Source organism: Candidatus Brocadia sinica JPN1, assembly GCF_000949635.1.
Taxonomy (GTDB): Bacteria; Planctomycetota; Brocadiia; order Brocadiales; family Brocadiaceae; genus Brocadia; species Brocadia sinica.
In genome coordinates, this window is record NZ_BAFN01000001.1 from 1443012 (window position 1) to 1468396 (window position 25385).

The 25385-nt window shown below is 40.3% G+C and carries 23 protein-coding genes; 17 read left to right on the top strand and 6 right to left on the bottom strand.

Annotation, left to right across the window (positions count from 1 at the left end; translation table 11 throughout):
- Positions 1 to 4: 4 nt before the first annotated feature.
- The 11 genes from mrdA to BROSI_RS06535 all read left to right on the top strand — a co-directional run bounded on the left by mrdA (position 5) and on the right by BROSI_RS06535 (position 13182).
- A complete protein-coding gene (gene mrdA, locus BROSI_RS06480) occupies positions 5 to 1933 on the top strand; it encodes a penicillin-binding protein 2 (protein ID WP_082059078.1) in 1929 nt (642 codons plus the stop codon).
- Positions 1934 to 2163: 230 nt separating this feature from the next.
- Complete coding sequence (rfbA, locus tag BROSI_RS06485; protein ID WP_052562941.1) at positions 2164 to 3030, top strand: glucose-1-phosphate thymidylyltransferase RfbA; 867 nt, start codon at positions 2164 to 2166, stop codon at positions 3028 to 3030.
- A 4-nt stretch (positions 3031 to 3034) separates the two neighbouring features.
- A complete protein-coding gene (gene rfbC, locus BROSI_RS06490) occupies positions 3035 to 3592 on the top strand; it encodes a dTDP-4-dehydrorhamnose 3,5-epimerase (protein ID WP_052562942.1) in 558 nt (185 codons plus the stop codon).
- A gap of 16 nt (positions 3593 to 3608) precedes the next feature.
- A complete protein-coding gene (locus BROSI_RS06495; protein WP_052562943.1) occupies positions 3609 to 4601 on the top strand; it encodes an SDR family oxidoreductase in 993 nt (330 codons plus the stop codon).
- 388 nt (positions 4602 to 4989) lie between these two features.
- Positions 4990 to 5238 (top strand): DUF433 domain-containing protein, encoded by a 249-nt coding sequence (locus tag BROSI_RS06500; RefSeq protein WP_052562944.1) that lies wholly within the window; start codon positions 4990 to 4992, stop codon positions 5236 to 5238.
- 650 nt (positions 5239 to 5888) lie between these two features.
- Positions 5889 to 7217 carry a DNA phosphorothioation system sulfurtransferase DndC gene (dndC, locus tag BROSI_RS06505; protein ID WP_200891707.1) on the top strand — a complete coding sequence of 443 codons (1329 nt, stop codon included), beginning with the start codon at positions 5889 to 5891 and terminating at the stop codon, positions 7215 to 7217.
- Positions 7218 to 7219: 2 nt separating this feature from the next.
- On the top strand, positions 7220 to 8218 hold the full coding sequence (locus tag BROSI_RS06510; RefSeq protein WP_052562945.1) for an AAA family ATPase: 999 nt from the start codon (positions 7220 to 7222) through the stop codon (positions 8216 to 8218).
- A 2-nt stretch (positions 8219 to 8220) separates the two neighbouring features.
- Positions 8221 to 9207, top strand: a complete 987-nt coding sequence (locus tag BROSI_RS06515; protein ID WP_052562946.1) for an HNH endonuclease — start codon at positions 8221 to 8223, stop codon at positions 9205 to 9207.
- A 71-nt stretch (positions 9208 to 9278) separates the two neighbouring features.
- Positions 9279 to 9521 (top strand): hypothetical protein, encoded by a 243-nt coding sequence (locus BROSI_RS06520; RefSeq protein ID WP_052562947.1) that lies wholly within the window; start codon positions 9279 to 9281, stop codon positions 9519 to 9521.
- 73 nt (positions 9522 to 9594) lie between these two features.
- Positions 9595 to 10747 (top strand): IS3 family transposase gene (locus BROSI_RS18985; RefSeq protein WP_420886059.1). Its coding sequence is split into 2 segments (ribosomal slippage): positions 9595 to 9863 and positions 9862 to 10747, totalling 1155 coding nucleotides; the frame shifts between segments, so codons are not numbered across the junction.
- 152 nt (positions 10748 to 10899) lie between these two features.
- Complete coding sequence (locus tag BROSI_RS06535) at positions 10900 to 13182, top strand: hypothetical protein (RefSeq protein ID WP_052562948.1); 2283 nt, start codon at positions 10900 to 10902, stop codon at positions 13180 to 13182.
- Positions 13183 to 13303: 121 nt separating this feature from the next.
- Here BROSI_RS06535 and BROSI_RS06540 read toward each other — a convergent pair whose 3' ends face one another.
- On the bottom strand, positions 13304 to 14179 hold the full coding sequence (locus tag BROSI_RS06540) for a cysteine desulfurase family protein (RefSeq protein ID WP_082059079.1): 876 nt from the start codon (positions 14177 to 14179) through the stop codon (positions 13304 to 13306).
- A gap of 236 nt (positions 14180 to 14415) precedes the next feature.
- On the opposite strand from BROSI_RS06540, the gene BROSI_RS06545 reads away from it, so the two are divergent.
- Both BROSI_RS06545 and BROSI_RS06550 read left to right on the top strand, forming a co-directional pair.
- The gene (locus tag BROSI_RS06545) at positions 14416 to 14640 is read left to right on the top strand and encodes a DUF433 domain-containing protein (protein WP_052562949.1); all 225 of its coding nucleotides are present in this window, start codon (positions 14416 to 14418) and stop codon (positions 14638 to 14640) included.
- Positions 14637 to 14969 (top strand): DUF5615 family PIN-like protein, encoded by a 333-nt coding sequence (locus BROSI_RS06550; protein ID WP_052562950.1) that lies wholly within the window; start codon positions 14637 to 14639, stop codon positions 14967 to 14969. Before BROSI_RS06545 ends, BROSI_RS06550 begins: the two co-directional genes overlap by 4 nt.
- Positions 14970 to 15008: 39 nt before the next feature.
- On the opposite strand, the gene lpxB is transcribed toward BROSI_RS06550, so the two are convergent.
- The gene (gene lpxB, locus BROSI_RS06555) at positions 15009 to 16148 is read right to left on the bottom strand and encodes a lipid-A-disaccharide synthase (protein ID WP_052562951.1); all 1140 of its coding nucleotides are present in this window, start codon (positions 16146 to 16148) and stop codon (positions 15009 to 15011) included.
- A gap of 50 nt (positions 16149 to 16198) precedes the next feature.
- Here lpxB and BROSI_RS19785 point away from each other — a divergent pair, with 50 nt between their 5' ends.
- Complete coding sequence (locus BROSI_RS19785) at positions 16199 to 16339, top strand: hypothetical protein (protein WP_162183226.1); 141 nt, start codon at positions 16199 to 16201, stop codon at positions 16337 to 16339.
- A 219-nt stretch (positions 16340 to 16558) separates the two neighbouring features.
- On the opposite strand, the gene tnpC is transcribed toward BROSI_RS19785, so the two are convergent.
- The 4 genes from tnpC to BROSI_RS06580 form a co-directional block, all read right to left on the bottom strand.
- Complete coding sequence (gene tnpC, locus BROSI_RS06565; RefSeq protein ID WP_052561421.1) at positions 16559 to 17977, bottom strand: IS66 family transposase; 1419 nt, start codon at positions 17975 to 17977, stop codon at positions 16559 to 16561.
- A gap of 366 nt (positions 17978 to 18343) precedes the next feature.
- On the bottom strand, positions 18344 to 19258 hold the full coding sequence (locus BROSI_RS06570; protein WP_052562953.1) for a formate/nitrite transporter family protein: 915 nt from the start codon (positions 19256 to 19258) through the stop codon (positions 18344 to 18346).
- A 17-nt stretch (positions 19259 to 19275) separates the two neighbouring features.
- The gene (locus tag BROSI_RS06575; protein ID WP_052562954.1) at positions 19276 to 20175 is read right to left on the bottom strand and encodes a formate/nitrite transporter family protein; all 900 of its coding nucleotides are present in this window, start codon (positions 20173 to 20175) and stop codon (positions 19276 to 19278) included.
- A 360-nt stretch (positions 20176 to 20535) separates the two neighbouring features.
- On the bottom strand, positions 20536 to 21630 hold the full coding sequence (locus BROSI_RS06580; protein ID WP_052562955.1) for a tellurite resistance/C4-dicarboxylate transporter family protein: 1095 nt from the start codon (positions 21628 to 21630) through the stop codon (positions 20536 to 20538).
- A 377-nt stretch (positions 21631 to 22007) separates the two neighbouring features.
- On the opposite strand from BROSI_RS06580, the gene BROSI_RS06585 reads away from it, so the two are divergent.
- The 3 genes from BROSI_RS06585 to BROSI_RS06595 all read left to right on the top strand — a co-directional run bounded on the left by BROSI_RS06585 (position 22008) and on the right by BROSI_RS06595 (position 25349).
- Complete coding sequence (locus BROSI_RS06585; protein WP_052562956.1) at positions 22008 to 22205, top strand: DUF542 domain-containing protein; 198 nt, start codon at positions 22008 to 22010, stop codon at positions 22203 to 22205.
- A gap of 121 nt (positions 22206 to 22326) precedes the next feature.
- Positions 22327 to 23862 carry a YifB family Mg chelatase-like AAA ATPase gene (locus BROSI_RS06590; RefSeq protein ID WP_052562957.1) on the top strand — a complete coding sequence of 512 codons (1536 nt, stop codon included), beginning with the start codon at positions 22327 to 22329 and terminating at the stop codon, positions 23860 to 23862.
- The gene (locus BROSI_RS06595; protein ID WP_052562958.1) at positions 23859 to 25349 is read left to right on the top strand and encodes a B12-binding domain-containing radical SAM protein; all 1491 of its coding nucleotides are present in this window, start codon (positions 23859 to 23861) and stop codon (positions 25347 to 25349) included. Before BROSI_RS06590 ends, BROSI_RS06595 begins: the two co-directional genes overlap by 4 nt.
- Positions 25350 to 25385 lie beyond the last annotated feature (36 nt).

A 25385-nucleotide genomic window follows, 5' to 3' on the forward strand; every position in this document is an offset into this window, starting at 1 on the left:
ACCGATGTATCCCTTTCGTTTCAAGATGATACTCATTATTTTTTTCCTGCTTTTTACCGGCATTGTTGTCCGGCTTTTTCAACTCCAGATTATTGAGAGTGATAAATACAAGGGCATCTCCAAAACACGCCGCCTTACTTCTTATGCATTAGATTCCATACGGGGTTCTATTGTTGACAGACATGGAAATGTCCTTGCGGTAGACCATCATACCTTTGATATAACTGTCCAATACAAGAACTTACTCTATTGCGCCATCACGTACAAGAACAAAACAATCTCACGGATTCCTGAGATGGAAGTGCATAAAAAGACAAAAAAATCCTGCAAAGAATGTCATGAGAAGCAAGATGTCTGGCTAAAAAAACTATCCCAATTGTTAAATATCCAGCCGGAGAAATTGTTGGAAGGCACAAACCAGATAATCGAAAGGGTGGAGAAACTGAAGCAAAATATAGAAAAAAAATATGGCAGGGCCGTTCGCATCAAGGAGGAAACGGACTTTTACCCCGTTGCTGCCAATGTTGCCTGGGAAAAGGTTATTCAAATAGAAATAAACCAGGACAATTTCCCGGGTACACGTATTACTCCCAAACCAAAAAGAATTTACCCTGAACAAGAGCTGGCAGCACACATTTTAGGCTATATGAGTAACCTCAACGAGGACGAATGGAAGGTACACAGCAACAACTGGAATAATTTCATCCTGGCATCCAGCAGTGCCGGCGACGATACCTCTTCGTTACTTTACGACGGTTACGCTAAAAATGATACGGTAGGAAGGGCAGGCGTTGAATCACAATACGAGGAAGAACTGCGCGGACTACGCGGCAAAAGATTTGAGGAAATTATTTGCAAAAATACACAAATTGAAAAAACCGTATTGGAAAGACCGTCCATTCCCGGGAATACCCTTTATCTGACTCTCGACAGTCAAATACAAGCTCATGCAGAAAAATCACTTGGTAAAAATCTCGGCGCTATTGTTGTTATGAATCCAGGGACGGGAGAAATACTCGCCATGGCAAGCAACCCGCGCTTTAATCCCAATACTATCGATAAAGATTTCAGCAAACTTATCAGGCGCCCCTCAAAACCGTTTCTCAATCGGGCTGTACAGGGTGCATTGCCACCAGGGTCTATCTTTAAGATTATTACAGCAACAGCCGCCCTGAGTTCAAATTCCATAACCACCCAAACCCCTTTTGAGTGCCCTGGTTATACGAAGTACAAAAATATCGTTTTTAGATGCTGGTCAGACTATGGTCATGGATTAGTTACCCTGGAAGATGCCATCCCCTATTCATGCAATGTATTCTTCTTCGAGACGGCAAAGATGCTTGGCGGAGATACCTTGTATGCATGGGCAAAAAAATTCGGCATCGGTGAGAAGACGGGTATCGATCTTCCTCATGAAAAAAGCGGGAATTTGCCCAAAACGGCTACTACGGCATCTGTCATGAACGTTGCCATTGGGCAGGGGGCATTACTCACCACGCCACTTCAACTGGTTCGGGCATACGCTGTTATTGCAAATGGAGGCACACTGGTACAACCTCATCTATTATTAAAAATCACCAATAGCCGGGGGGAAACTGTCCGGTCATTTCAATCAGAGAATACACAAAAACTTCAAATACCACCCGCTATTATAAGCACCCTGCGCATGGCTCTTCAGGATGTAGTTACCCGCGGCACTGCCAAAGACAAAGGACTGGATATATACAAGGTCGCAGGTAAGACCGGCACCGCAGAAACAGGACGCCACAAAGACAATCATGCCTGGTTTGTCGGTTATGCGCCCTACGATAACCCGCAATACTGTTTTGCCATTCTCGTGGAACATACATCAGGACATGGCGGAGATATTGCAGGTCCCATCGCCACGGAGCTTATGTCGTATCTGTTTCCCGAAATGAATCCGGCATCGTAGAATTTTAATTTAGGCCCTGGTGACTTATAAATACAAATTTTCATGACAGGTATCCACCCCCCTCGCCCCCGCCAGCGGGGGACAGTTGATTGTCCCCCTCAGTGAGGGAGATTAAGGGGGAGGAACCTTTTGTTTGAAATTCCTGCAAAAATAATTTTTACATTTTTATCTGTATTTTTCATCTTAAATCTTTTATCTTTAATTTCTTTCTTTATAAAGAGGGTTAACGAATGAAAGGCATCATCCTGGCAGGTGGCAGGGCTACGCGGTTGTATCCGGTAACAAAAGGCATCTGCAAACAATTGCTCCCTGTGTATGACAAACCGATGATTTATTATCCCTTATCGGTCTTATTGCTGACAGGGATAAAGGATGTCCTTATCATTTCTACTCCTGAGGCACTTCCCAGATTTAACGACCTGTTAGGCGATGGGAAAGATTACGGAATAAAAATCGGCTATGCTCAACAACCAGAACCCAAAGGATTGGCCGAAGCCTTCATTATCGGGGAAAAATTTATCGGCGGTGACAGGGTCTGCCTCGTTTTGGGTGACAATATCTTCTTTGGCCATGGCCTTTCAGACATCCTCAAAGAAGCCGCTGCTCAAAATGAAGGAGCAACGGTCTTTGGATATTATGTAAAAGACCCGCAGCGATATGGTGTCGTTGAATTTGACAGGAATAACCATGTCATCTCCATCGAAGAAAAACCAGCACATCCAAAATCTAATTGGGCAGTTACAGGGCTCTATTTTTATGATAACAGCGTGGTCGAAATAGCAAAAAAAGTGAAACCGTCGAAACGGGGCGAACTGGAGATTACCGACATCAACAATGCGTATTTACAGAAAAACCAATTAAAGGTCCAGTTAATGGGACGTGGTTATGCCTGGCTTGACACGGGGACGTACGATTCGTTAATTGATGCCTCCCTCTTTATAAAAACCATTGAGGACAGGCAGGGATTAAAAATTGGCTGTATCGAAGAGATTGCCTACCGGATGGGGTTTATCGATGCTGAGCAGGTGCGGAAGTTTGCAAACCAGATCAATACCAGTTACGGAGAATATTTAAGGAAAATATTACAGGAAGGATAGCAACATGCCTTTCTCTTTTACAAAACTGGAGATACCAGAGGTACTCGTAATCGAACCAAAGGTATTTCCCGATTCCCGGGGCGTTTTCGCGGAACTCTATAAATATCCCGATTTTTCAGACTGTGGTATAACAAAACACATCGTCCAGATCAACTACTCGAAGTCTGAAAAAAATGTGCTGAGAGGACTCCACTATCAGAAAAACCCCATGGCTCAAGGGAAGATCATGCGGGTAATATCCGGTGAGATTTTTGATGTTGCTGTAGATATACGGCAAGGGTCTCCCTCTTACGGAAAATGGGTGGGCGAAACATTATCATCGGAAAATATGAAAATGCTGTATATACCCGAAGGGTTTGCCCACGGATTTTGCGTGCTCTCTGATACAGCGGAAATTACCTATCAATGCACAAATACCTACTCTCCGGAAAATGAAAGGGGAATTCTCTGGAATGACCCTGATATAAATATACCATGGCCCGTAAAAAATCCGCTTTTATCTGAAAAAGACGTCCGGTTCCCTTTGCTGAAGAAGGCGGATAATAATTTTCGTTTTGCTTAGACTGGCGAGTGATACGATGTCTTTACCCTCTTTTTTACCACTTTTAATTACCGGTGTGACCGGGGTGCCCGGTTATAGCGCCTTTCAGTATTTTCATGCAAAGTACCCAAACCACGTTACGGCTATCCGTCCCGTCCGATACTGGCCGCTAAGAGGAGAAGGTATTATTCCTCTGGATATAGAAGACCGTAAAGGACTTGCGGAATTGATGAAAAAGAAACGGTTCAGGTCTGTTTTGCATGGAGCAGGTTCCTGCGCCTTAAAATCCTGTGAGATGAATGCCGTGCTGGCCTATCGTGTGAATGTGCAGTCGGTCTTAAATGTACTGGAAATGATCGGGGGGCATGAAGTTCGGCTGGTTCATCTCTCTACAGATTTAGTATTCCCGGGAAAACCGGAAGGATTATACACGGAAGAGGATCCCGTATCCCCCGTCACGATGTATGGCAAGACTATGGCCATCGCCGAGGAAGTTGTTCTGCTCAGGTATCCGTCTGCGGCAATTTTCCGGATATCGCTGCCCATGGGGGTCAGCGTAAACGGACATGCCGGGGCCATTGATTGGATACTGTCCCGGTTTAAAAAAAATAATCCAGCCACGTTATATTTTGATGAAGTACGGTCGCCTTTCTATTGTGAAGATTTCAATAGGATTATGGAGCTAACCCTGGGAAACGAAATCAAGGGCATTTATCATCTCGGTTCGCACCGGCATCTCAGTCTTTATCAGATCGGACAAATTGTAAACAAGGTCGGCGGTTATATCCCACACCTTCTGAAAGGGTGCATGCGGAAAGAGGCCGGCCCAATGCCCCCGAGGGCAGGAAATGTAACGATGAGCAACCGGAAACTCATCCATGCTTTGGGGGCAGACCCATTCCGCAAGTGGCCTTACCTTGAAGACCATGTCCCTGACGGAAAAGACTGGCATCATCACCGCCCTTCCCATATGGTTTTCCATTCGGAACAAATTCATACATGTCTCTACCGAATCCCCATTGCCTGTTGAATTGGGACATACTTCAGCCCAACTTTCTGCGAAAGTGGGTTAGCTACTGTGCCCCGCTGGCGGGGGTAAGGGGGTGGAAAGGCGTAAGTAAGAATCCGTGCAGGTTTGCAATTTGAAGCCGTTATTGTGCCTGTACTGTACCAGGAAAATTTCCATGACAAAGCCAAATATTATTTAGCAGGTTACCGGAATTATTCTTAGGGGTCGTACAAACGGTACGGGTGTGGAAATTGCCATTGCTAAAAACATCGTTTTTGCGCAAATGGCCTTGACGCTATCTGATTTAAACTGTATTATTGCCGGAAAATAGATCAGAAAGATAAAAATAAATGTTGTGCTACATGAACCCGCGCAAGTGGTGTTACAATTAAACACAGGAGACGAAATCATGAGAGACGAACAACTGCTAGAACGGATTACGACGAATCCCAAAATTATGGTTGGAAAGCCTGTTATACGGGGAACACGTCTGACGGTCGAATACATTCTGAATCTGCTGGCGCACGGGGCAACGGTGGAGGAAATCCTCCAGGAGTATAAAGGTCTTATGCGAGAAGACATTCAAGCCTGTATTTTATTTGCTACCAAGGCGCTGGAAAATACCACGTTTATGCCGTTAATCATGGAGTCGGCGTAGATGCGCTTTCTTGTGGATGAGTGTACAGTACCTGCCGTTACTGAATGGTTGCGTAGGGAGAAACACCAAGATTGCGGTTTGCTCACAAATAATGCACAGTCCAGAAGGGTAAGCTCAGCTCGCATCGACATCTCACCCTCTATCAGATCGGACAAATTGTAAATAAGGTCGGTGGTTATGTCCCACACCTTCTGAAAGGGTGCATGCGCAGAGAAGCAGGACCAATGCCCCCGAGGGCAGGAAATGTCACGATGAGCAATCGGAAACTCATCCATGCTTTTGGGGCAGACCGTTCCGCAAGTGGCCTTATCTTGAAGACCATGTCCCTGATGGAAAAGACTGGCATCACATGACCGCCCGGACCACATGGTCTTTCATCCGGAGCAGATTCGCAGGTGTCTTTATCGGATTCCAGTTGCTTGCTGAATAATTTATACTACTTCACTGTAGAGATGCAGAGGGTTTACAGAAAAATAATTACGAAGACGCCAGTAATCTTTTATAGAACTTTACTTTAGATGGTTTTAAGATTTTTCTTTATAGAGTTGAAAAGCCACAAATCACTGGATATACTCATACTGCAAATGTACCTGTTTGTAATAATCGGGATTACATTACAAATCTAAAATACATCACACCGAGACTCAATTATGCCAGATCAAAACTTAGTGGCTTTCAACCCAAAGCATATCCAAGAAGAAATTATTGACCAATATTTCGCAAAAGACAACAATCGGCCTTGGATTGTTGGGTTTAGTGGCGGAAAAGATTCTACCATGTTGCTACAGTTAGTATGGTATGCTTTAAAAACCATACCGGTAGAGTCGCGAACAAGGAAAATTTATGTTGTCTGCAACAATACATTAGTAGAAAATCCAAAAATTCTAGAATACACTGAAAAAATATTGGATAAAATCCAAAAGGCGGCTGTGGAGCAATCATTGCCAATAACTGTACATCGCACTGCCCCCAAACTTGAAGATACATTTTGGGTAAATTTGATAGGGAGAGGGTATCCGGCACCAAATAATGTTTTCAGATGGTGTACTGAAAGAATGAAAATCAACCCGACCACACAATTTATCCTTGAAAAGATTTCTGAAGAAAACGAAGTAATAATTCTCTTGGGAACAAGGAGTGAGGAGAGTGCCCGAAGGGCAAAGAGTATAAAGAAATTTGAGATTCAGGGACAAAGATTAGGAAAACACATTTTGCCTAGTGCATATGTTTATGCGCCCATCAAGAATGTGCTAACGGAAGAACTTTGGCAGTACCTTTCGCAAGTTCCTTCACCCTGGGGAGCTTCAAATAAGGAATTAATTACTCTTTACAGAAATGCTAATAATGGTGATTGCCCACTCGTAATTGATAATACCACTCCGCCCTGTGGCAATAGTCGTTTTGGTTGTTGGGTTTGTACCGTTGTTAATAAGGACAATTCAATGGAAGCCTTGATTGAAAATGGCGAAGAATGGATGGAGCCTTTGATGGAACTTCGTGATTTATTGGTTACCTCACGGGGCAGCGAAGAATACCGTGAAAAAAGAAGGCGGGACGGTACAGAGAAAGAAGGTATTTTGGGACCGTACAAATCTTGGTTCAGGGCATTCTTCTTAGAAAAACTATTCCTTGCTCAAAAAGAAATCCAACAGACGCAACCGAATATTACCTTAATAAGCTATCAGGAATTAGTGGCTATCCAAGTTACGTGGTATAGAGATAATATTTTTAACTATAAAGTATCTGATATTTACAACAAGGTGTTCGGAACCAATATTGTCCTGAATGCGGGCGATGACAATTTAGTAAGAGAAAAAGAATTGCTGAAAGAGTTATGTAAGGAAAACCCTAAAGATTTTGAATTAATCAATGACTTGCTTGCGTTGCAAAAGACAAAAACAATTTTAATGAACAACAGAGGATTACAAAATGTACTGGAAAACCGGCTTGAACAATTTGTTCGGGGAAAAACGGGCTAAATATGTTTGTTGATAAAATTATTTTGGAAGATTTCCGTATTTACTATGATTATCATGAATTAAATTTTTCTAAGAGCAGCAAAAAGAATGTTTTTATTATATCCGGGAGCAATGGTTTCGGGAAGACTACACTTCTCAATTCGTTAGTTTGGTGTCTCTATGGCAAGTTGATGGTGGACGTAGATGAAAAGTTTAGAAAAGAAATATATGAATCCGGTGGATATAAACATTTTGCCATTGAAAATTTAAACAAGCTTGCACGAGAGAACGGAAAACTTTCTTATCAGGTTTCCATAACATTATCAGATATTATTATTCCTTCTTTGCCCTGTAAAGAAGTTAAAATTACAAGAACTTTTGACGTTGAAAAGGGTGAAGATTCTGTGGAGGTTTTAGTAGATGGAATGGAAAATGAGCTTACACGGGAGGTCGGACAAGAAATCTTTATCAACGATTTTATTCTCCCGAAAGAAATTGCCAAATTCTTTTTCTTCGATGCTGAAAAAATTGTGTCCCTTGCAGAAATAAAGTCCATTGATGACAAACGCAATCTCAGCAAGGCATATTCGGAAGTATTAGGGATAAAGAAGTATGAAGATTTGAAAACTAATTTAGAGGATTTAAGGATCCGCTTTAAACGAAACTCAGCTTCTGAAAAAGACAGAAATAAATTTGAAGAACTCCAAAAAGAAATAACACAATTCAAAAACGTAATTCAGGAATGCGAAAGACAGATTACGATATTACAGGAGGAAAAGGCCTCTAAAAAACGATCATCGGAACAGTATCAGGAAAAACTTATTCGTGAAGGAAATACCATCACGGTTGAAGAATTAAACGACCTTAAAAAACTAAAGGTGAAACTTACAGAGGAAGCGGATGCAATCAAAGCGAAACTAACAGAACTGTTGGACCTTATTCCTTTTGCCAATGATGAATATTGTTCCGAGTTTATTGGAGTAAGAATCAAACGATTTTTCTCGGATCAACTTGCTGCTTAAGAGTGAAAGATAAAATCAAAAAGTTATCCTATTATATAAACGCTTTTCAAAAGCTAAGAAGGGATTATAAAAAGGGAGGTGCTCCCCATAAACCTATCTTGCTTTTAAGCATCATTCAAGCATATGAAAATAATCTGATTGCAAGTAATAAAATTTACATTACTCCAGAATTGGTTGGCTTCTTCAAAAGCAATTGGGCTACTTTAGTAAAAACCGACCACGATTTAACATTTGCACTTCCGTTTTATCATATGAATTCTGAACTTTTTTGGAGAATTATTCCAAATGCCGGGTGTGAAAAATGGATAGAAGCTAAAGGCTCAATGAGAAGTTTCAAAAATTTAAACACTGCGGTTGCATATGCCGAAATTGATTCTGAATTATTTGAATTACTTAAAGGAAAAGAAAACAGAGAGATTTTAAGACAAACTTTATTGGACAAATATTTTCCAGACACGAAAGGTAGTTACACGAGTCACAATGAAAACGATTACCTAAACAATTTAACAAGTGAAATTTTGGAAGAGGAATCAGCAGAATATCGTAAGCATGTTCAAGAGTTGAAAAAGAAGTTGGATGAAGAGAACTATCAAGAAGAGATTTATTTAAGAGGAGGTATCTTTAAAAGAGAGATACCAAAAATTTATAACAACACCTGTTGTATTTCTGAATTTAGGGTGGATGCAACTATTAGTATCTCAATGATTGATGCGTGTCATATCATCCCATTTAGTGAAAGTTATGATGACACAATAAAAAATGGGATTGCTTTGTGTCCTAATCTACATAGGGCATTTGACAGAGGGCTAATTTCAATTGATGATAATTACAAAGTAATTGTTTCAAAGAAATTTATAGAAAGCAAAAGCAGTTATTTATTACGACAATTTGAAGGTAAAATGATTTTATTACCTACAGAAAAGAAATTTCATCCCAGCATTGAAAATCTTTCTCAACACAGAAATTACCACAAGGATAACTTATCATAATTGCTATTAAAAATAGATAATCACTTCCTATAGTCTTTATATCTAAAACTTCCTTTGGAAACAAACCAATTATGACAATTATTGATAAATCATTAGAAGTATTTAAGGAATACAAATCTAATTTTGATAAATATAGAACAGAAACTCTTTCAGAATCTGATACACGGAGTAAAATATTAGATAAATTGCTAATCGATGTTTTAGGATGGTCTGAAACAGATATAAAAAGGGAAGGATATGTAAAAGTTGGTTTTTTTGATTATGAGTTAAGCACTTCCACTATAATGTACCCCAAAAACTGGACAGTATGTTAAGATAGAAAATCATGCCTGGCTAAAGGCAGGCATGGAAGAGAAAAAGGTTTGGAAAGGGGGTATAAAATAAGAGGTGGAGAGGAAGCAATATAATGGGGAATTTAAGGCGAGAGTAGCGATAGAAGCGATAAAGGGGGAGAAGACTGCAAACGAGCTAGCAGGGCAATATGGGGTACACCCAACGCAGATAGCACAGTGGAAGAAGCAGGTAATAGAAGAGATACCGAGGATATTTTCGCTGAAGAAGGTGCAAGATGCCAGAAAGGAGGATGAATTGCGTGCGTCGTTGTACCAGCAGATAGGGCAATTGAAGGTTGAACTGGATTGGCTGAAAAAAAAAGTTGGGATCAACGGTTGAGGAAAGGAAGAGGTTAATAGAGCCAGAAAATGAGGAGATAAGTGTAAGTCGGCAGTGTGAGTTACTGGGGATATCCCGTTCAGTCTTTTATTATAAGGCGATTGGTGAGAGTGCATATAATCTTCAATTGATGAACCTGATAGATGAGTATTATACGGGGTATCCGTTTTATGGGGTAAGGCGGTTGACGGCATGGTTAAGAAAGGAAGGGCATGAGGTAAACCCTAAGAGGGTAAAACGGTTAATGAGGAAGATGGGATTATATGCGATCTATCCGAAGCCTTGGCTAAGTAAAGGAGGTGAAGGACACAAGAAATACCCATATTTACTCAGAGGATTGAGTATAGAGTATCCAGATCACGTGTGGTGTGCGGATATAACGTACATACGGCTCAATCAGGGGTATGTATATCTCATGGCAATAATGGACTGGTATAGTCGGTATGTGCTGTCGTGGGAGACATCAATAACCCTGGATGTGGGATTTTGTCTGGAAGCATTAGACAGGGCAATAAGGAAGGGATGCCCTGAGATATTTAACACGGACCAGGGATCGCAGTTTACGAGCAATGCGTTTACTGGGAAATTAGAGGGAGCCGGGGTAAAGATCAGCATGGATGGAAGGGGACGAGTGTTTGATAACATTTTTATAGAGCGTTTGTGGAGGTCGATAAAATACGAGGAGGTGTATTTAAAAGACTATAAGACGGTAAGAGAGGCAGTGGATGGTTTAAGGAGGTATTTTGATTTTTATAACAACGAGAGATTACATCAGTCGCTTGAATACAGAGCGCCAGCAACGCTGTATTGTAGTAACAAAAAGGCACGGAAAGGAGAGATGGTAAATACTCTTGAACTGACCGGGTAAAAATGGCAAGAAAGCAAGAACGGAGAAATGCACAGCGGATGAGCAGAAAAACTCCATTCCGCTCCGCTCCATTCCGTTTTCCTGCTCATCAAATAATTAAAAGATACTTCGCATAAACAATACTAAAATTCTATCTTATTTTTATTAAATAATTGTCTAGACAATGGGGTACACCTTACACTTTCAAATTTGTTATAGAGGCCAAAAAAACTTTAGAAGTCTTAAAATTACCTGATAAAGGGGATAAATTTAAAATAAAAACTCTATTAAAAGGTAATGGAGAATTCATAAAACAGATTAGAAATTACATCATACATAGAGACTTATCTTATGGTGTTATCTCAAATGGACATCAATTTATTATCGGAAAATTTGTCAATACAGATGGTAGTAGTTGGGAAGAAAATGAATGTTACGTTTTTCAAACCTTGGATAAAATTGAAAAAAACTTCATCGCTTTTTATGGGTTGCTTTCAAAAGAGAGTATTTTACATAATGGAAGAATTAAACTCTTCGAAGATTCTCACATAGGCAAAAGAATAGCTAAATCTTCTCAAATTGATAAGAGAGATGAAGAGCTTATTAGAAATGATCTTAGTGCTCATATAGTACCAATCATATCACAGATATTTAGAGAGATTGATAATCCCGATGAGCTAAATAATTATGAGACGTTAAAAGCTTGCTATATTAAAAATGAAGATGTAGAAAAACATAACTCAGAGCTAAATATTCTTTTTGAGGACAACCCGCCAACTTTTGATGCAAGAGTTCTGCGAGTTAGAAACACTGAAAACACTCAAAAACAGATTAAAGAAGCTATTTGCCAACAACAAAATAATATATTTGATCCAATCATAATTATAGGCGGCAAAGGTGTTGGAAAAACAACGTTTATCAAATATTTTACAGAAGTTATCTTAACTAAAGATATAAAAAGAAATAGACCCATTCTTTATCTAGATTTTAGAAATTATACAAAACAACAAATACAAGATACCAAAACAATATATGCAAATATCCTAAACCAACTATATGAGAAATATACAGACTTAAATCTAAGTAATTTTAATATCTTGAGAACAATTTACCAAAAAGAGATACAGAGAAAAATTGATGGTATTTGGAATCCATTTAAAGATAAAAAAGAAGTGCTAGATAGTAAAATTTCTACTTTTCTTGAGGAATTATTAAAAGATAACATTGAAAATTTAATTAAAGTCTCAAAATATCTAATATCTAAATGTAGAAAAAAGTTATGCGTAATTTTCGATAATGCAGATCAACTTGACGGTGAATCACAAAAGGAAGTGTTTCTTCTTGCACAAAGTATTCATAGAAACGTTGATTGTTTAGTAATAATTTCTTTAAGAGAAGGTTATTTTTACCGATGGAAGAATAAACCCCCGTTTGATGCTTATCATTCAAATATCTTTCATATTACAGCACCTTCTTATAGAGAAGTTTTGAAAAAGCGACTAGAATATGTTATTAAAAATTTCAATTTTAACAACATTAAAGAAATTAAAGGCTATAACAATAATAAATTATTTGAACTATCAGGAAGTTGCCTTTCTAATCTTTTTAAAAGCTTATATAAAACATTATTTAATGTAGGTAATTCAGAAGTTTTAAGATTTTTAGAAGAGACATCTTATCCTAATATTAGAGACGGTTTAGAAAAATTCAATTTATTCCTCATATCAGGCCATACTAAAATTGTAGATTATATGATGAGTGACTCTTACAATATTCCAATATGGGAGTTTATAAAATCTGTTGCTCTTGAATCTAAATATTATTATCAACACGAAAATCATAGTTGTATATACAACATGTTCAATCCTTGTAAAAACAACAAAAATCATTTTACAAAAATTCGACTTTTGAATTATTTGTATAACATTGCAGAAAGTACCTCTTATAAAGAGCACTATACTGTATGTGATTATCACATAAACTTATTTATTAAAGCTGGTTATACTAAAGAAATTATTTTAAATGAATTATCTGAACTACTTGAATTTAAATTAATTGAAACCAAAAATTTATCCTCTGATATTGAAGATGATTCCAATCTATATGAAAATTCAGAAATAAAAATTACCCAAGCTGGAATTTACTATATAAAAGAATTAATAAATCGTTTTCATTATATCGATTTAGTTTTACAAGATACTCCTATTTATGATGATCAATATTATGAACAACTATTAAATGTATTTCCTCAATCGGATCATTCTGGGAATAGAGATATTAATGCTAGGGTAAACTGTGTTAAGATTTTTTTGGATTATTTAAAAAAACAAGAAATCTTAGATCATACTAGAAACGAATTAAACTTAGGGGAAAAGGCACTAGATTTACAAATAGTTGATTCTATTTACAATGGTGGATTAAAGCATGATTTAGAAAGAATAAAAGTTAAAACTTAAATAAAAAATTATTCCTTTCAATAATATAAATTGAAAATTAATAAAATAAGTACAAATATAAAGCTTAAAAACAGTCTTGACTTACTCTAAAATGCTTTAGTGGAACACAAGATTCATGATATTACTTTATAAGTAAATACAGTATAGGTATTTTCAAAAGTTCCCTTTCCAAATAATCCCTGAGTTCTCCAATCCTTTTTGCATCGGTTTCCATTTCCTGTTTGGCAATTTCAGAAGCTTTCCCTAAGCCGACAATACCAGGGACATTCAGTGTGCCGCTTCTCAGGCCCTTTTCATGTCCACCACCGTGAATTAGCGGGTTTAGTTTTACTTTATTTGGTTGTCTGCATCGTATATACAAAGCTCCAATTCCTTTTGGTCCGTAAAATTTATGACCAGAAAAACTCATTAAATCAATCCCAAGGGCATTTACATTTATCGGAAGTTTTCCCACTGCCTGTGTTCCATCCGTCATAAAAAATGTCCCTTTGGAGTGAGTGATTTCGGCGATTTCCTTTATCGGCTGTACGACCCCAATTTCGTTATTAACCAGCATCACGCTAACAAGAATGGTATCCTCCCGAATACTTTTCCTGACTATATCTAAATCAAGCAGCCCATCAGATCGTACAGGAAGATAGGCAATCTCGAAACCCTTACCTTCCAAATATCGGCAGGTATCCAAAACGGCAGGATGTTCTGTAGCAACTGTTACAATATGTTTACCTTTATCTTTATAGGTTTCAGCTACTCCTTTTATAGCAAGGTTAATTGCTTCCGTAGCGCTGGAAGTAAAAATGATCTCACTCGTTTCACAGCCAATTAAATCAGCCACCATTATCCTTGCATTTTTAACCGCCCCGTGTGCCTCAACACCAAACGGGTGTATACTGGCAGCATTGGCGTAACTCTCCGTTAAAAAAGGCATCATTGCCACTAAAACACGAGGGTCAAGCTTAGTTGTGGCGTTATTGTCTAAATAGATGATTTTGGACATTTTTTGTACTAAAAGCAGTGCAATATTTTAAGGCAGATATATTCGTAATATACCCTTTGCCTCTTTTTCTACAAACAGAAATTCAATAAATTGAGTATTTCCTTCGCTGCATGTTCAGGTATACTGGAACTGCCAACTTTATATTGAAAACAGGGCTGTAGTTAGTTATAGTAAACATCATTCTTGTACCAATTACCACGCTTTTAGATACTTTATTTGAGATTCTTAACCTATCTATGAAATATCAGGAAATAATAACAATCGAACCTGGCAAACGTTGCGGGAAACCGTGTATTCGCGGTATGCGCATTACGGTGTATGATGTATTGTCATATTTAGCGGCGGGAATGACCACACAAGAAATACTAAAAGATTTCCCTTACCTGACGAAGGAAGACATTCAGGCATGTTTGAGTTATGCTGCTGATCGTGAGCGTCAGTTATTGATAACGCAGTCATGAATCTCCTTTTCGACCAAAACCTATCGCCAAAATTGGTTGAAAGTCTTGCTGATATATTTCCAAATTCGACTCATGTATATTTGAATGGACTTGACCGTGCGACAGATAACGAAGTCTGGAGATGGGCGCATGAACATGGTTTTACCATTGTGACTAAAGATGCAGATTTTAATGAATTAAGTATTTTGCAAGGTTTCCCCCCTAAAATAATTTGGATTAAAGCGGGTAACTGTACTACTGCCCAAATTGAGAGATTAATACGAACACATTATGAAGCCATACAACAGATGCAAAACGATCCGAGTGTTGGAATTCTTTTGCTAAAATAGAACGTTCTGTAAAATACCGTGTAAATCATGTTCTGTAAATTAGGCTCTCCATATAAGTTTTAATACCTCTTCTGCTGCATGCTCAGAAGCCCCTGGCTTTCCCATCTTATCCATAAGCAGGGATAACTCGTGAATACAAGCAAGTCTTTTTTGAGGATCGTTGAGTAATTGTATAGCTTGACTGGCAAGCCAGGCGTAATTCTTCCTGCACATGAGGAGTTCCGGAACAATCATCTTTTGGGCGAGTGTATTCACAAGTCCGATGTAAGGGGTAATAAGAAACGGCCTTGCTATGAAATAGGCGAAGGGAGATATTTTGTAAACAATAATCATCGGTTTGAGATAGTAAGCGATCTGTAATGTAATCGTACCTGCACCGGCGATGCAAAGATCGGATGCCTTGATTACTTCATGGACGTTTCCCACCATAATCTTACAATTGACTCCAGACTCTCTTGTAATGGTTTGCACAAGATCAAGGTGTTGTTCATCACTGCAGGAGACAAGAAATTTTACGGAAGGGATTATTTGCTGTATCCGTGCCGCAGATTGCAGTAACAGCGGCAGTATGCGAACAATTTCCTGTTTACGACTGCCTGGAAGAAAGGAGACTATGGTTTCCCTTTGTTTTTTTAGTTCCGAAACAATGCCTTCGTCAATGCCCTCTTTGGAAATCTCATCGAATAATGGATGCCCCACGTAAGTAACAGGAATACCCGCACGTTCATAAAAGGGTTTTTCAAAAGGATAAACGACTATCAGTTTGTCGACCAGCTTCTTCATCTTTTTTACACGCCATGGCGCATGTGCCCAGAGCTGGGGACAAATATAATAAATAACGGGAATCCCCAGTTTTTTCGCCGCCCTGGCCAGATGGAAATTGAAACCGCAGTAGTCGATCAGGATGACGGCATCGGGTCTTTCCTGCTGAAAGAAACGGATGCAATCCCTTTTCATTTGCAGGAAGGTTGTTAACTCCGTTAAGACATGGAGCCACATTAAGGATTTTGTAGACATATCGTGGAGGCAGTGCAAACCTGCCCGTTTCATATTTTCTTTTCCGAGCCCGTAAAATTTTAGAGAAGGGTTTTTTTTCATCAGGCAGCGCATGAGGTTTGCGCCATGGATATCTCCTGATGATTCGCCTGCACTGATAAATATTTTGCAAATGTTAGCCATGGACAATCTTGAGGATATACCGTACAAGGTTTATGATGAAAAATAGGGGCATGAGTAACCAGACAAGAACGAAGACAAAAGAGGTGTCTGTACAAAATATCGCAAAGTACATATCAACAGCGAAGATGATAAGACAGATGATGGGGAGTGCAACAAAGAGTGTTACTATTACAGAAAAGAGGACGGTCTGATGAGAGAATAACAGAAATGAAAGAAAGGTATTAGACGTATAAAACAGAAGAAGCGTACATGACAACAGCCTCGCTTTGGCAAAAAAATAGGTCACCGCAGGCGCTATGAGGGTCACAAATGCAATAATTAACAATACATAAAGTGGCACTTCACTTCCTATCCTTATTTCGGAATCGTACTTTTCCCGTAACTATTCAGCGTATATTCGCTCATAATTGCTATGAGCGAACAAAATCAGGCAATTCGCCATGAAATAGCATCTTTAATGCCTGTCTCAAATTTACCCCTTGTTTTCGACAAGTTGAGAGGTAGCTGCGAATGCGGCAAAAAATCCTGGCTCCCTCCAAAGAACGAAAGCAGCCCGATATTTTCTGCTGAACCTTTGTCATCCTGATGTCGTTTTCAGCCAAATTATTCGTAAAAGGGACGTTTTTATTGTCCATAAACCTCAGGACATCATCCTCATACTTTCGTAATCGTTCCAGAAGATTTCTGGCTTTTGTCCTTTTCACTCGCCCCCTTTTCCCCTTACGGTTTGTTTCATCAGGGGGAGGGCTTTCGGCTTCTGCGTTTTGCAATATCACCCGGTACCTGTGCCGATATTTTTCAGACTCATCGGCGCCCAACATTCCTCCGGCATCGCATGTTGCACGATTTATCTCTTCAAGCAAGGCCTTCATCTCTTTCGCCCACTGCTGCTTATTGTCCTCTTCCCACACACCCTCTAATTCTCTCAGGTGGTGCGCATTACAGAGCGCGTGCGTACAGGGATAGGTGTAATACGCCTTCAAATGGTCGTGACAAAGAATCCCACGAAATTGGGGCAATATTCCTATGCTATCTATTGCCTCTGTCCCTCTCCCTTCGTGAGGATAAAAACATGTCCACTGCCTATTGGATGCGCTATGCAACCAATATCTATCCCCGTTCTTGTTAATACTCGTTTCATCCACATGCAACACCTCTGACTTGGTGAGTTCTGCTTTGCTTTTCTCCTCAAAGATTTCCAGATATTCGTAGGCTTCCTGATTAAAATTGTACAAGGAACCTTCACTCACCGGCATCGACATCTGCTCTTCAAAATACTCCTGAATCCTCTTGTAGGGTATCAGTTGATACTGTGACATATATACTGCATGCGCCTTCAAATCCGCCCCATACTGCGCCGCCTTTGTTATTCCTTCAGGAAAGGGCGCGATAAATCGGTTCCCCTCCGCGTCCTCAACTATCTCTGCACGATACTCTGTTACCTCCCGTGAAATCTTCATATCAAACACCTGGCGCGCTTCGTAACCCACCACCGTATATTCCCCACGCGGCAACTTCCTTTGGTCTACTTTTATCACTTCCACCTTATCAGGGTTCTCAACCCTTTTCAGCGTCACCCCCTCACGACCCTTTTGTCCACCCGCCTTCCTCTCGCCCTTCGCCTTGCTTTCTCTCTTGCGATTCGGATCACTTGAGGGAGGCTTACTGCTGTTGCGACTGTTACGGTTTAAACGACCAACCAGCAGCGTTATTACTACTACCAATAACTCTACCATGGACCTCATGGCTGGCGACAGCACTTTCTCTTCAGAAAGAAGCTTCTCTACTTTTTGGAGCGTTACCTCTATGTCTATATTGTCTATCGTCAATGAATCCGCCTGTATGATGAGCCACCCATTTATTTACTGCGGCTATTATATCACAGGCTTTTTCATCCTTTTTATTGGCGCTATAAGACACGACAAAAGCACGAATTCCTCTTACCAACACCAGCCTGTCCATGTCTGTGCTCTCTCCTCATGTAGGCTGTACTAACCACCTCTACAGGCCATATATGCCACAAACTAATCCAAACGACTCTCTGTCCCGGATATCCTGTCAAACATATTTTAAAATATTTTCACTGAATAGTTACCTTTTCCCTTGAAAAAATCCCGACATTTCATGATATCTAGTTTATTCCATGCCGGGATTTTTTCAAGAGAATTCTTAAGACTTTGGCAAGATGCGATTATCTATTTATGGAAAAAGTCCTGTTTCACACTAAAGGCCAAGCTAATGTGTGGTCGCAGATAAACAAACCAGAATACGATACCCACGAGAACAACACCACCGACGATATTCCCCATAGTGACCGGCAAGAGGTTATTTACAAAAAACCCACTCCAGGTAAGTTGCGAGAGGTCTAATGTTTTCCCCGCCATTTTTTCTGCAGCTGCAACGATGTCTGGATTTTTCCGGAGTACTATCCCGATAGGAATAAAATACATGTTAGCCACACAGTGTTCGAATCCGCTGGCAACGAATCCGCCTATGGGAAATACAATGGAAAGAACTTTATCTGCCACGCTCCTCCCGCTAAAACACAACCAGACGGCAAGGCATACCATTGCATTGCAAAGGACACCCCGTGCCAAAGCCGTCTTAAAGGTGAGATTAACCTTTGTATGGGCAATTAACAGCGCCTTCGCACCGACCATATTATGGAAAAATTCCCATTGGTGTGTTTTATACATCCAGCAGACCATCGTTAAGCTGCCGACTAAATTGCCAAGAAATGAAATGATCCAGTTATTCAGTAGTTCACGCGTTGTAATCCTTTTGCCAACATATCCCATAATAATGAGGCAGTTGCCGGTAAAGAGTTCCGCGCCTCCAATGACAACAAGCATAAGACCAAGAGAGAATACAATGCCTGCAATGAGTGAAGTAAGCCCATAGTGCAGGGTAGAGTCGCATGTTACAAAGGTGGCAAATTGCGCGCCGATTCCAATATAGACCCCAGCCAAAATGCCCAGAATAAAGGTCTGTGCAAAGCTTAACCTTGCCTTTGCGGTAGCGACTTTGTCGATTCGGGAGGCAATTTGCGGGGGTGAATAGGCATCTATATCTATGACCTGGATAGTTTTTGGAACATTATTTTCTACCATATCTTCGGTCTCCTTTATTATTTTTTTGAAGGACGTAAATAGATAAACCAATATACACCTGCAATGAGTACAATACCGCCAAACAGGTTTCCAAGAACGACAGGGAAGAGATTATCTATCAAAAAACCTTTAAAAAAGGTAAGGTTTGAAAGGTCCAATTTTCCCTCGTGCACCTTTTCTGCGGCTGCAAGGACAGCGCTGTTGCCTTTGAGAACAAGGCCCATCGGGATGAGCCACATATTGACGACACAGTGCTCAAATCCACAAGCGATGAGACAAGATATGGGCCAGAGTAATGCCAGTATTTTATCCATATTACTTCTGCCACTATAACATAACCAGATACCCAGACATACCAGGGCATTGCAGAGCACTCCTCTCGAAAAGGCAGCGCCAAATGGTATATTTACTTTGTCATTGGCTGCAAGCACAATTTTAGCGCCAAGGAGATGGTTGTTGATCGTCCATTGGTTGGAGTTGTATATCCATAAAACGAGGGTTAATGCGCCGATAAAATTACCAATAAATGCAATAATTAAATTTCTGGCCAGGTCTTTTCCGGTAATTTTTCTGGCCATAAAAGACATCGCGATAAGACAGTTTCCGGTAAAAAGCTCTGCGCCGGCGATTACAATTAAAACGAGGGCCAGGGTAAAGGCAACTCCTCCTACCAGCTGATTTAAACCATAATTAGAGGTTGCCGTATGTGTTACGAGCATGGAAAGCTGCATCCCCAATGCAATAAATACGCCGGCAAGAATACTTAAGGCAAATGTCGTTAACGTACTCAGCTGCGACTTTGCAACGCCTACTTGTCCCACCCTGTCGGCCATTTTTGCTGGCGCATAGGCATCGATCTCAATAACCGGCATGGCATATTCCTGCGTATTTATACCACTATTCTGCGCATCAGTCATACATTACCTCCCTTCATTTCATTTGTTTAATGTTGAGGATTTCACAATTGTGGTGCAGAGCGAAGAGCATCTTCGCTCTGCAGTAAAAAAGCATAATTTATTATATATAATTAATTCATTTATACTGAATATTCAGCTTACACATATCCCCTGACAGTGAGTAACCAATTAAAAATCATCTGATTTGGAAAAGGTCTGTGCTAAGTACGCTGGCGACGGATTATTGCCCGACGATTTTTGATAACCTTGTTTACCGCCGCAGTTTTATTGCAAAAACCAAAAAATCAACTCAATGCAGATGCGGTTTCTAAAGATAGCATCAAGTTCTGAGATTCAATCTCAGAACTTAATGCAAGGAGTTTAACCTTTCACAGCAGAGGTCATCTGAGGCTGAACAATCTTTTCCTCCTTCTTTAGCGTTGCCTCTTTTGCTGTCGCCGCTTTCACCATGGAAATTATCATATTCACAAAGATAAAACCCCATGCGATGTACGCGGCATAGATGAAATAACTAGAAATATTAGCGATAAAAGGGAGTTGAATAGCCTGAGAAAGTCTTATGGTACAGACTGTATACATGCCTAAAGGGAAGACCATGCCCCAGTAGAGGGGGGAATATTTAAACGGCGTTCTATTATAGATATACTTCCATACCCCAATGATTACCAGAAACGGTATCCACCACGTGCCAAACGACCAGAAAAACAGGGTGAGCCCCTTTGTGAATCCCAGGAAATCGGCATAGGGTCCCTCTATTTTAGGGATATTTATACATAAGATAGATCCGGCCAGGGTTGTGATGGCGAGCGCACCCATATTAATCCAGTAAGGAGGCACAAGCGCATCCGGGGATACCTTGAAAAACACGAGCCGATAAATAATGAGCGTAATAAGGATCATGTAAAGGAAGGAACCAATCATCCACCACACGAATGAGGAAAACATGACAAAGCTGCCAGATCCCCCGAATTTCGGCGCAAGCAAGGCGCCAAGTACGGCGACAGATTGTGTTCCAACAGTGGCGATCAGCCATCCACCATGCATTACAACTTCAATCCTTTGATCACACTTGATAAAGAGCACACTAAAAGCGGACAATGAAACGATCGTCCAGAGAAAGATGCCAAAATACCAAAATATCTTCGCAACTTCCGGTTGGTTTACCACTGTAACGAATTGAGCCCCCAGCACGTTTGTTCCTGCAACGGTGGTAAAAAAAACAAGACTCAATTTCGGATTTGAAAAATCATTGTAGAGATTACTCCAGAACATTCTTACCCGGAGTACTTGGAGCGATAGAACCGTGGCATATGCAAAGAGGTTTATATAAAAGAGTGCATATGCAATACCTTGAAAACCTAAAAGACCGGATGCAATTGAAATTATACCCGTGGACATTACCATTGCAAAATACGCAGGATGGAATGTTTTTATTGAATTCCGAATAACACTCATTTGCTCAATACCCTTTTCTAAAATGTTGACCGATAAGATGACTAACCCCCTAAATAACGAACAAATAATATTCCAAAGTAAATAATTTATTTATATATATTTTCCCGGATGCAAATACCTGTGCATGTTGACTTTATCGATCGGGATGATTTTCACCTCCTATCAACGTCAGTTAAATAACAAAATTGCATTTCAAAGCTGTTATGGGTATTTCAACTTGCTGGCTGAAGTTTCTCCGCTATTTTTGTGGCGTGGAAATAAAAATACATTGCTTTTTGATTATATTCTGCTTTATTATTAACAAGTTTCAATAATTGTTATTTATTATAGCACAAATAAGACAGACTGACAGATAAAATAATTTTCGGAGGTAACTTATGGGAGAGAAAATGATTATTACGAAGGATATGATTATTAATGATGTTATAAAAAAATATCCAAAAACAATTACTATTTTTAGTAAATTTAAGGTGGATTCCTGTTGCGGTGGTGGGGCGAGTATTGAAAAAACGGCGGGAATGAGTGGTGTGGATATAGATTCTTTACTTCAGGCGCTGAATAAAGCTGCAGTATAGCAGAAAGCAAATAGGCCGTGGCTGTTTCATTGCCATTGTGATTTCAGCCGGAACAAACTGTGTTTTAGTATGTCTCCATGGTAAATGCATGGTTATCCACAATTTTTAATATCATTAATTCATGCTGGCAAAAGTCAAGAGTGTTGCCGTTTTCGGTATAGATGCGTACTTGCTGGATATTGAAGTTTATGTCGCCACGGGTGACATGCCTTATATTGCCATCGTTGGTTTACCGGACACTGCGGTTAAGGAGAGCCGTGACAGGGTAAAGGCGGCAGTCAATAATAGCGGTTATAGGTTTCCTTATAAACCCATGACAATAAATCTTGCGCCAGCAGACCGCAAGAAAGAAGGCCCGGTTTTTGAATTACCCATAGCGGTTGGTATACTTATAGCAACACATCAAATCGAGATTCCAGATATCCAGGAATATGCCATTGTGGGCGAGCTATCTCTGGATGGCAGGCTGCGTCCTGTTAAGGGATGTTTATCAATGGCGTTTAAGTGTAAAGAACTGGGGATAAAAAAATTTTTGCTTCCCCCTGAAAATGCGTCTGAGGCTGCTGTCGTTGACGGACTTGACATTATTCCCGTTGAAACCCTGGCAGATACCGTAGGGATTCTGACCAATTCTTCCCCCTTTACACCGTATCGGATTGACCTGGAAGCAGTGTTCAAGGAGTCTTCCGACTACGATATGGATTTTGCTGACGTAAAAGGGCAGGAGCATGTCAAACGGGCATTGACAGTTGCCGTTGCGGGAAGTCATAATGTGATAATGGTAGGACCGCCCGGCGCCGGCAAAACTATGCTTGCACAGCGTATCCCGACAATCATGCCTCGCCTCACCTTAGAGGAAGCCCTGGATACAACCAAGATTTATAGCGTATTAGGCATCCTCGGGCCGAGACAGTCATTAATTGCAACACGGCCTTTTCGTGCTCCGCACCATACGATTAGTACCGCCGGGTTAATTGGCGGTGGTTCATTTCCAAGGCCCGGCGAGATTAGCATTTCACACAATGGCGTGCTTTTTTTAGATGAACTCCCGGAATTTGAACGAAAGACACTGGAAGTGCTTCGTCAGCCCCTTGAGACAGGCAATGTGACGATTTCCCGCGCCTTGAATTCCGTCACCTATCCTGCCAATTTTATGCTGGTATGTGCCATGAATCCCTGTCCGTGCGGATATTACACGGACAACCGGAGAGAATGCCATTGTACGCCGCACCAAATTCAGAGGTACATGTCAAAGGTCTCGGGCCCGTTATTAGACAGAATGGATATTCAAATAGAGGTGCCAGCCGTACGGTATAGTGAGCTTGTTACAGAGAGGGAAATGCAATCTTCTGTGGATATACGGGAAAAAGTGACGGTTGCCCGCACAATGCAAAAAGGGAGGTTTGAAGGCCAGCCAATAAAAGCAAATGCGCATATGTCTTCCAAACAAGTCAAAAAGTACTGTGTAATGGAGAAATCCGCAGAGACGTTGCTTCATCAGGCACTGACGGAATTGGGTCTTTCGGCACGCGGATACACTAAGATTTTAAAAGTTGCACGCACCATTGCAGACCTTGACGAGAGTGAACATGTAAAAGTAGAGCACGTATCTGAAGCGATACAATACCGGGGTCTTGACAGGAGTTTATGGAAATGAACGTCCTTTTGATAGACCCGCCTTTTTATCGGTTTTTCAATTACTATAACCGATATTTCCCTCTGGGATTAAGTTATCTGTCCTCAGTACTGAAAAAAGCCGGGCATCAGGTGACTGTCTATGATGCCGACTGTAACAAAAATTCAAAGGGGATGGATTACACGAGATTGCCTGAAAAATATCGTATCTATTTGAAGGAATTGAAGAACCCGGAAAATCCGATCATAAAGGAGATTTCTGAAACCCTTGCACGATACCAACCGGATGTTATCGGAGTGACAGTTATGACCCCCAAGGCAGCCTCTGCGTTTACCATTGCCTCCCTTGCAAAAAAATATAATGAAAACTGTGCTGTTGTCTTTGGCGGTCCTCATGCAACTTTAAAGGCAGATGAGATCCTGAAAAATACGAGAGGTGTTGATTTTGTTGTAAGTGGAGAAGGCGAGGTTGTATTGGTTGAACTGGTAAACACATTACATACAAAAAATAACAATTTCAGTACCATACAGGGACTTTCCTATCGGCAGGGGGACAAGATTATCCACAACAGTACGAGAAATTTTATTGATAATTTAGATTGTCTTCCCTTTCCAGACAGAGAAACGTTACTCGGCCTGGATACTTATACATCGGAAGATATGGGTTTGCTCATGGGCAGTCGTGGCTGTCCCTATAGCTGTTCCTATTGTGCAACGCAGATATGGACGAGAAAGGTACGGTATCGTTCCTTGGCAAATATTTTGGAAGAAATCAGGTATGTACACCAACGGTATGGCACCCGCCAGTTTACCTTTAAGGACGATTCTTTTACTGTTAACAGAAAGAGGGTCATGGAATTTTGCACTACATTAATTGATACTAACTTAAAAATCAATTGGGACTGCAATACGCGGGTGGATTTAGTGGATTTAGAACTCTTAAAGGCGATGAAGAAGGCGGGATGTAATAGCATCAAGGTGGGGATTGAGTCAGGGAGTGAAAGGATATTAAAGTTAATGGACAAGGGCATTACCCTGAAACGCATAGGAGAAGCAGCAAGGCTTTTTCGAGAAGTGGGCATTCATTGGACGGCCTATTTTATGATGGGTATACCTACAGAGACCAGAGAAGATGTCCAAAAAACCCTGGATTTACTATATACAATAAAACCCAGTTTTGCCTCTATTGGCGTCTATGAGCCATTTCCGGGGACAAAACTCTTTGAAGTCGGCGTTGAGCATGGGCTTGTGAACAGAGAAATGTCCCACGAAGATTTCTTCACCCGTATACCGAGCGACTATTATCTGAAAGACGTGAATCAAAGAGTTGATACCATGGGCTATGAAGATTTTGTCATGCTGGAAAACAAAGTAAAAAGCGCCTTTCATAATTATAATAGAGGCATTATGCGGATCTTTGAGAGGGCAAAGTCCAGAAGTCATGTCTATTTACACAATCCCAGGATCTTTTTCAATGACATTGAAAAATTTTTAGGATGGATACGGTAGCTGTAAATGAAAATTAAAAAAATCGAAAGGTAAAAT

What these genes read in the sequence shown, in the direction of transcription:
- BROSI_RS06570 (WP_052562953.1), bottom strand. Translation starts at nt 19,258, where the DNA reads ATGGTAGAAAATAATGTTCCAAAAACTATCCAGGTCATAGATATAGAT.
- BROSI_RS06545 (WP_052562949.1), top strand. Translation starts at nt 14,416, where the DNA reads ATGAAATATCAGGAAATAATAACAATCGAACCTGGCAAACGTTGCGGG.
- rfbC (WP_052562942.1), top strand. Translation starts at nt 3,035, where the DNA reads ATGCCTTTCTCTTTTACAAAACTGGAGATACCAGAGGTACTCGTAATC.
- BROSI_RS19785 (WP_162183226.1), top strand. Translation starts at nt 16,199, where the DNA reads ATGAGTAACCAGACAAGAACGAAGACAAAAGAGGTGTCTGTACAAAAT.
- BROSI_RS06595 (WP_052562958.1), top strand. Translation starts at nt 23,859, where the DNA reads ATGAACGTCCTTTTGATAGACCCGCCTTTTTATCGGTTTTTCAATTAC.
- BROSI_RS06590 (WP_052562957.1), top strand. Translation starts at nt 22,327, where the DNA reads ATGCTGGCAAAAGTCAAGAGTGTTGCCGTTTTCGGTATAGATGCGTAC.
- rfbA (WP_052562941.1), top strand. Translation starts at nt 2,164, where the DNA reads ATGAAAGGCATCATCCTGGCAGGTGGCAGGGCTACGCGGTTGTATCCG.
- BROSI_RS06580 (WP_052562955.1), bottom strand. Translation starts at nt 21,630, where the DNA reads ATGAGTGTTATTCGGAATTCAATAAAAACATTCCATCCTGCGTATTTT.
- dndC (WP_200891707.1), top strand. Translation starts at nt 5,889, where the DNA reads ATGCCAGATCAAAACTTAGTGGCTTTCAACCCAAAGCATATCCAAGAA.
- BROSI_RS06540 (WP_082059079.1), bottom strand. Translation starts at nt 14,179, where the DNA reads ATGTCCAAAATCATCTATTTAGACAATAACGCCACAACTAAGCTTGAC.
- BROSI_RS06495 (WP_052562943.1), top strand. Translation starts at nt 3,609, where the DNA reads ATGTCTTTACCCTCTTTTTTACCACTTTTAATTACCGGTGTGACCGGG.
- BROSI_RS06510 (WP_052562945.1), top strand. Translation starts at nt 7,220, where the DNA reads ATGTTTGTTGATAAAATTATTTTGGAAGATTTCCGTATTTACTATGAT.
- BROSI_RS06520 (WP_052562947.1), top strand. Translation starts at nt 9,279, where the DNA reads ATGACAATTATTGATAAATCATTAGAAGTATTTAAGGAATACAAATCT.
- BROSI_RS06500 (WP_052562944.1), top strand. Translation starts at nt 4,990, where the DNA reads ATGAGAGACGAACAACTGCTAGAACGGATTACGACGAATCCCAAAATT.
- BROSI_RS06575 (WP_052562954.1), bottom strand. Translation starts at nt 20,175, where the DNA reads ATGACTGATGCGCAGAATAGTGGTATAAATACGCAGGAATATGCCATG.
- BROSI_RS06550 (WP_052562950.1), top strand. Translation starts at nt 14,637, where the DNA reads ATGAATCTCCTTTTCGACCAAAACCTATCGCCAAAATTGGTTGAAAGT.
- lpxB (WP_052562951.1), bottom strand. Translation starts at nt 16,148, where the DNA reads ATGGCTAACATTTGCAAAATATTTATCAGTGCAGGCGAATCATCAGGA.
- BROSI_RS06585 (WP_052562956.1), top strand. Translation starts at nt 22,008, where the DNA reads ATGGGAGAGAAAATGATTATTACGAAGGATATGATTATTAATGATGTT.
- mrdA (WP_082059078.1), top strand. Translation starts at nt 5, where the DNA reads ATGTATCCCTTTCGTTTCAAGATGATACTCATTATTTTTTTCCTGCTT.